This is a genomic window from Anaerobiospirillum sp. NML120511, assembly GCF_023050955.1.
In the GTDB taxonomy this organism is placed as follows: Bacteria; Pseudomonadota; Gammaproteobacteria; order Enterobacterales; family Succinivibrionaceae; genus Anaerobiospirillum.
In genome coordinates this window covers 1-6910 of the sequence record NZ_JALKIK010000077.1, presented here as the reverse complement: position 1 = coordinate 6910, position 6910 = coordinate 1, and the positions used below count along the sequence as shown (strand labels likewise).

Here is a 6910-nt window from a genome sequence, read left to right as displayed (position 1 = left end):
TAACTTAAAGAACCCACACAGATTGTCTGTACTTATCTGATTTTTAAAGAACTTCAAAGCGCTGGGCTTTTGCAGCTGATTCGCTCAGTGCGTCACAGCGGAAACGTATTTTAATGATTTTCACCACCGGGTCAACACTTTTTTCTAAAAAATTTTAACTTTTTTCTAACACCATCAAATAAACACGATATATATGCCGTTTGTCAGGCAAAATATTTTTGCCTCACACATTCCCCTAATCACAACTTTACATACATCTCCGTCAATTATGTCTGTTTATCAGCAAAACAGCCACGGACTATACTCCCGAAATTTACTCCCGACCTGGCATTACCACCCCATCCCAGTACCAGATAAAGGAAAAAAAACCACATAAAAGAGCAGGACCGCCCCTTCCCAAGGCCAGAGCCGCCATCATAAATGCCATCAAAATGCATCAGGCGGCAGCTGACTTGCGTCAGCTGCCGCCTGAGCGCCTGATATAGGCCAGATCAAAAGCGTCTTTTTCAGTATATGTAAAGACCCGGCAGCCATATATGCTGCATAGCTGTTCTCATTCTGTCTGCATCTGAGGAGCAGGTATGGTCACAAGTACGTTGTTGCGACCAGGGCCTGAGTCCTGGACTTTCGGGAGCTGCAGATAACGGTAAAGCCAGAGGTGGTCTCGTCTATCAGCACGTCTACCACAGAGTCGAGCTCTTTCATGGCTCCAGAGACACGAGCCTGAGCAAGTCGCGTAGCAAAAGGCACCTGCTTTCGAGCAGAACTGCAGCTGCCTGTGGCCAGACCTTTTCCACCAGCAGATGCCTCCCCTGCAGCTGCAGCTGTGCAGGACCATAAGCCTGACAATTCCGCGAGCAGATCTGGGTGTGTCTCCAGTCATCAGCACTCATCATCATCATCATCCTGCCTCTGCCTGCCTCGTGTCCCCTCAACAGTTCAAGCTATGGCCAGTCCTGGCAGCAGCTGCTGCAGCAATCGTCTGCTGGTGAATCAGCAATCTGGGTCTGTAAGCCGCAGCCGCTAAAACAAAAAGCCCCTGGGGGAAGCCGCCAATGGTGTGTGATATGCGACTGTCCCTGACAGGGGCTTAACATGGTAATGACCGGCCAGCCATGTCGGCCGACCGGAGTCTACAGTAATCGTATTACCTTGATTATCTGGATTATCTGGTGGCATCTGCATGGTACCTGCGCCGGTGCCACCTCTTCTTCCTTGTGGCTGTGTGAACAGTTTAAGAAATCTGAAATCAGAAAATCTCAAAGACATCAGCCTGGCATGGTGACCAGCATGTTGTCGCGGCCGTTATCAATGGTCTTGCTCTTGCGGGAGCTGTAAATAACGCTGTTCATTCCAGCGGTCTCGTCTATCAGCACGTCTACGCACTTTTCGAGATCCTTGAGATTGGTGATGCTGGTCATGGCCTCTACCTGAGTAGCAAAGCACTCACTGGCCTCACGGGCAGTATCGTCATGCTTTTTGCCGGCATCAGGATCGGTGGCTACGATATGGTTGGAAGCTACATAGTTGCCGTGACCTTCAGCAATGCGAATCATTACTGGAGCCTGATCCTCTCTGCAGCTGCACTCGCAGAAGATGAGCTTGTCCGGACCAATGGAGCTGGATATGTGATTTCCGGTAACAGTGTTGTTGTTTCCCTCAATGTGAATCAGACCATAGTCGTCTTCAATATTGTTGTTGTAGCCCTTCATTGGCTCCCATGGCTCGGGATCACGCAGCAGATGGTTGGAACCGATGAGGTTCTCGCAGCACTTGCCCGAGAGGATGACCATGCCTGAGTAGAAGGAGTGCAAACGGTTTGAGGTAATGGTTGAGCGTGATACGTTTTTGAAGTGAACGCTGCTGCGTCCGCGTGGGAAAACGTTGTTGCCGGTAACCAGCAGACCGCCGTGGTTCTCGGCGTAGATGGTATGGCCGTTGTAGCCGGCACCCATGAGGTTATTGGCAATTCTGGAGGCCTGACCGCACTTACGCAGCTCAACACAGCTGCCGCACTCGGCGATGAAGTTGTTGTCCACGCTCAGAGCATCAGCCTCGCAAATGGTCAGACCGTGCTCAAGGTAGATAAAGCCCATGTCTCTGAAGCAGAAAGAGTCATTGGCGCAGCCTATGTAAATACCGGTCTTGCCATTAAGATAGCTGTTCTCATCGATCTTGCCGTCCATTTCAGTAAAGTGCAGGCCGTCAATGCAGAAGCCAGAGAATTCAACAGAGCTGATACGTGGCATGCCTGCGCGCTTAACCAGGATTGCTGCTCCGGCTTCCGGTCCCTGGGTACGGTACTGCTCAGGGGTTACATTGAGATCAACCAGAATACGGCTTCCGCCTGGCCAGATGTCCTGATACTGCTCCAGTGCTGACTTCTCAGTATTGAATCTGATGGAGGAAGAGATGAATCCGTGGCCGCTGCCCTCAATGCGCAGATAGCTGATATCTACCAGAATCTGTGTCTTGAGGTGGTAGTCACCTGGTGGAATGTAGATGACGGCACCTGGCTTGCCTTCACTGCGGTCAAGACCATGCTCAGCACAGTTCTGACGCTGCTTTATGTGAGCAATGATGCTGTTGATGACGGCACCGATATCCTCATGGGCATTACCTTCCTGCCATCTGGTTACATCGTAGACATTGCTGTTCATAGAGTCAGCGCTGCCGGCACATACTGGTGACATGGGAATCTCCTGGAAAATCTGTTGCTGCTCCACCAGCAGCATCTGCGCTGATGCCCCGGCCATCGGCACCTTGATGCAGCACCTCTGTCTTAAGAACATGACAGAAGATGGCTGCTCAACTCTTACAGGTTGCCTTATGACGTTTCTATCCAGCTGCAGTATCAGAGACTGCGGCCAGGGGGGGTCTGCATTTGTAGCAGGCTCACTCAGGACTGGTGGAGTCTGAAATTAGTTTTATGTGTTTCTTTACAGGGCTGTACCTTAAGGCGTCTGCTGCCAGGAACAGCCCTTTTTATGGCCTTACTGGTCCTGAGCCTGAGTGGTCTGTACTTGCTCAGACCTCTTGTCTTCGTGAGCCTGAGCTGCTCTCTTTGCCAGCTCATCCTTAATCCTGGCAAGGAATGGAGCGTCCAGCTTGAAGAAAGAAATCATGACAGCGCTCAGGAAGTAGCAGGCCATTGGCATCAGAGAGAACATGATGATGATGCCGCTCAGGGTAGCCTCATTCTGCTGAGGCTCATTGGCTACGTAACCGGTATAGGCAAGTATCCAGGCAACGATGGAGCCGGCAATGGCAAGGCCCATCTTGAGCATGAAGAGGTTGCCGGCAAAGGAGATACCGGTAAGACGCTTGCCCAGCTTGTACTCGCCGTAGTCATCGACGTCGGACATCATGCCCCATAGGATTGGGCCGGACTGAACGAGGTGCAGTACGTTGACGACGATGAAGACAGGCAGCAGTACGTACAAATTGGAAGGATCAATGAAGTAGAGCCACAGGGAAAGCACGCCGAGAATGATGTTGATGGCACGGAAGAGCTTAACCTTGTCAAAACGGTCGGTCAGCGGCTTGGCAATGACACTGCCGATCATGTTGCACAGCACGCCAAGAGTCATGAAGAAGGTGATGAAACCGGTACTGGCATGCATTACGTAAGTGGCATAGTAGATAGTGACTGCGCCACGGATAAAAGCAGGGAAGACGTTGACGAAAGTCAGCGAAATCATAAGCAGCCACTGGTCATTGCGAATGATGTGCTTGATGTCGCCCAGGATGCTGGAGTTGCTCTTTGGAGCCTTGACACGCTCCTTTACTGAGCCAAAGCAGTAGAAGAACATCACGGTAGCTACAGCACCCAGAATCATCATTGAGTACTGGAAGCCCTGAGCACGGTCGCCAGAACCCAGGTAATCAGATAAAGGCAGGATTGAGGAGGTTACGATCAGCGTGGCAAAGCCATTGAGGAAGAAGCGCCATGACAGGCAGCTCATGCGCTCGCGCTCATTTAGGGTAATGTTGCCCAGAATGGAGCAGTATGGAATGTTGATGCCAGTGTAAATCAGGGACATGACAAAGTATGTCAGATAGGCATATATCAGCTTGCCGTCAGGTCCGAGATCAGGAGTGGTGAACATGACCACAGCACCGATACCGAAAGGAACAGCAAGATAAAGCAGGTATGGACGGAACTTTCCAAATCGGCTTTCAGTATGATCACAGATGGAGCCCATCACAGGATCAGTGAAAGCGTCAAAAATGCGGATTACCAGGAAGAGGGTTGCCACTGCCTCAGGCTCAAGACCGAATACATCGGTATAGAACCAGGTGAGGTACAGGGCCAGCATGCTCCAGACAATACAGGATCCGGCATCGCCCATGCCGTATCCCACTCTTTCATTGAGCCTGAGCTGCTCAAATGCTCGATTGTTCTGTGGAGAACTTAAAGAAACATCAGACATATTCTCATCCTTCAGAATAAGCACAGCAGAGCATTCCTACTGATATAAATGGACTGCTATTTTAAGTACTTGATTCACGTTTTGTTGCATTGGCTGCATTATAAGAAACCGCTTATATACAATGTGTTATATGCATCACATGTATTTTCGTTACATAAAAATCCGATCGACTTCACACTTTTCAGTCAGTGCACGAAATAAGCTTTAACTGCAGTCCCGCTCCATGCCTGCAGGCCACACCATCCGCCCGGCCCGGCATCCGGTCTGCAAACTGCACACACGTCCCAAAGCGGCCCCTGCAACAGCGCAGCACAATACAGACGACTTGTGCACAAGCCGTTTACAGGCAGCCAGCCTGCAGCTTTGAGGCGGTAAGCTCCGTCCTGAAACATGCAGATGCTAACTGCAGATGGTGACTGCAGATACTTTGTCTTGCTGGCTGCTTGCACACTGAGCATTGTGCTCTTACACCTGTTCTCTGGCCTGAAGCAACAGCATCAGACTCTATGACTCTCGGAGGCCCGACTGGAAGAGCACTGGCCAGGCAAATAAAGCCGCTGTCTGCAGCTGCTGCGGCCGTGGGTGGGAGATTTTGACGCAACTGACCAGGGAGGATTTATGGCTTCACTAAAGGATGTGGCTCTCAAGGCTGGAGTATCCACTGCAACCGTTTCACGTGTTATCAACAACCATCCCAACGTTTCATGGGAGACAAGGCGCATTGTGCACGCTGCCATGAATGAGCTGAGCTATCTGCCCAGCAAGAGCAGCATCAGTCTTGAGGGCAAACGTTCCGGTCTGCTCGGATGCATAGTACCCAACCTGACCAATCCCCACTTCAGCGAAGCCATCATGATTCTGGAGCAGGAAGCCCGCTTCTATGGCATGGATATCATTGTCAAAACCCACCTGAACAATCCGGAAAAAGAAAGTACTGCAGTGCGCTCCTTTATCGCCCTGGGCATCGAAGGTCTGTTCTGGGTACCTACAGAGAATGAAGGTGAGCTGGTCGATGAGCTCAGGCGCAGTGGCATTTTCACCGTGGTGATTACGCAGCGCTCCCGCTTCTTTAACTCCATACTGGTCGATTACCGTGATGGCATGCGTCAGGCGGCCATGCATTTAAGAGAGCAGGGGTGGAAGAGGGCGGGCTTTATCGGGCAGCGCAATGTTGATGAGGAGAAGTACACTGTTTTCAAAGATGCACTCTTTGATCTGAACAGCTGCTGCAGCCTCGACAACCGTACTGTGTTCTGGCTGCCCAAAGGCATAGCCGAGTCCATCTCACAGCAGATACTACTCAATAAAAGCAGCAGAGGTGACAGTGATGATGAATGCTGGCACCAGCATGGCGCAGCTGCAGCTGCAGGCGCTTATGATGCAGCTGTGCGCTCAGGAGGCAGCAATGGCGTGGGCTCAGATGCAGGTGATGCTCCTGCAGCTTCAGGCTCAGGCTATCGGCAGGGTACAGCTGACGAAGACGACGGCAGCGCCCAGGGGCTGGGGCACTATCTGCAGATGATAGTGGATCGGCTGATTGAGACCCGCAACGACGATGAACCTGTAGCTCTGTGGGTTTACAATGATGTCTGCGCCGTGGCGCTCGAGAAGGCCTGCCTCAAGTCAGGTCTGAAAATACCTGATGATGCAGGCATAATCAGCTTTGATAACACTTACCTGACTCAGCTGATGGACCTGAGCTCCATAGGGCAACCTGTCAGAGCCATAGCCCGCAAGGCCTACAGCCTGCTTGCGGATCAGAAGAGGTCAGTATCGGGTCGCAATAACATGAATGCAAATGACAACATTGAAGACCAGGTGGACTGTCTGGAGATCAAGCCCCAGCTCTTTGTCCGCAGCTCTACCATCAAAAGCTTATAAGGCACGGCAACAGAAACCGGGTGCGTAGATAAGAGCACTGCCTGCTCAGGTTTGGCTGGAGCTGAGCTGAGTGCCGTAGCAGCCAGCGGCGCTATGTCCGATGTATTGAGGCTCGCAGGGTGACCACCTGGCCGGCAGTCCGGCAGGCGGTGCTGGCCCTGCTGCAGGCGGTAGTGGAAGCTCCATAGAGAGCAGTGTGGGAAGAACAGATAGGATGGGATGGGATGCTGTACGATGAGGTGAAGCGTAGGCGCAGGCGCAATGTTTGGATTCTTGAGCTGAGATGCCGGGTATGCTTTATATTCAGTAACAGAAAGTGTCAGGCTGGGCTCTGGATGGCTGCAGAGCAGCTGCTGCCCGGGTCGGGCTGGACCGCTGGGCCAGACCGGCCCGGATGAGGTGGGATTTTTGGGATGTGCAGATGCGACAAAGCCCGCTGAGTTTCTACTCAGCGGGCTTTGTCAGGAATAATTAAGCCTGGCGATGACCTACTCTCACACAATCGTACGTTGCACTACCATCGGCGTTACTGCATTTCACTTCTGTGTTCGGAATGGGGACAGGTGGGACTACAGCACTATGGTCGCCAGACAAAT

At 51.8% G+C, this 6910-nt stretch carries 4 protein-coding genes and 1 rRNA gene; 1 reads left to right on the top strand and 4 read right to left on the bottom strand.

Annotated elements, in window-relative coordinates; translation table 11 throughout:
- Positions 1 to 585: 585 nt before the first annotated feature.
- The 3 genes from MXE39_RS12525 to MXE39_RS12515 all read right to left on the bottom strand — a co-directional run bounded on the left by MXE39_RS12525 (position 586) and on the right by MXE39_RS12515 (position 4433).
- Positions 586 to 750, bottom strand: a complete 165-nt coding sequence (locus tag MXE39_RS12525) for a hypothetical protein (RefSeq protein WP_246979033.1) — start codon at positions 748 to 750, stop codon at positions 586 to 588.
- A gap of 518 nt (positions 751 to 1268) precedes the next feature.
- Entirely contained in the window at positions 1269 to 2693 is a 1425-nt protein-coding gene (locus MXE39_RS12520) for a NosD domain-containing protein (RefSeq protein ID WP_246979032.1), read from the bottom strand.
- Positions 2694 to 2993: 300 nt separating this feature from the next.
- On the bottom strand, positions 2994 to 4433 hold the full coding sequence (locus MXE39_RS12515) for a glycoside-pentoside-hexuronide (GPH):cation symporter (protein ID WP_246979031.1): 1440 nt from the start codon (positions 4431 to 4433) through the stop codon (positions 2994 to 2996).
- Positions 4434 to 5051: 618 nt separating this feature from the next.
- Here MXE39_RS12515 and MXE39_RS12510 point away from each other — a divergent pair.
- Positions 5052 to 6314, top strand: a complete 1263-nt coding sequence (locus MXE39_RS12510; protein ID WP_246979030.1) for a LacI family DNA-binding transcriptional regulator — start codon at positions 5052 to 5054, stop codon at positions 6312 to 6314.
- Between the two features lie 475 nt (positions 6315 to 6789).
- On the opposite strand, the gene rrf is transcribed toward MXE39_RS12510, so the two are convergent.
- Positions 6790 to 6905: ribosomal RNA gene (gene rrf, locus MXE39_RS12505) — 5S ribosomal RNA — on the bottom strand.
- Between the last annotated feature and the right edge of the window lie 5 nt (positions 6906 to 6910).

What these genes read in the sequence shown, in the direction of transcription:
- MXE39_RS12510 (WP_246979030.1), top strand. Translation starts at nt 5,052, where the DNA reads ATGGCTTCACTAAAGGATGTGGCTCTCAAGGCTGGAGTATCCACTGCA.
- MXE39_RS12515 (WP_246979031.1), bottom strand. Translation starts at nt 4,433, where the DNA reads ATGTCTGATGTTTCTTTAAGTTCTCCACAGAACAATCGAGCATTTGAG.
- MXE39_RS12520 (WP_246979032.1), bottom strand. Translation starts at nt 2,693, where the DNA reads ATGTCACCAGTATGTGCCGGCAGCGCTGACTCTATGAACAGCAATGTC.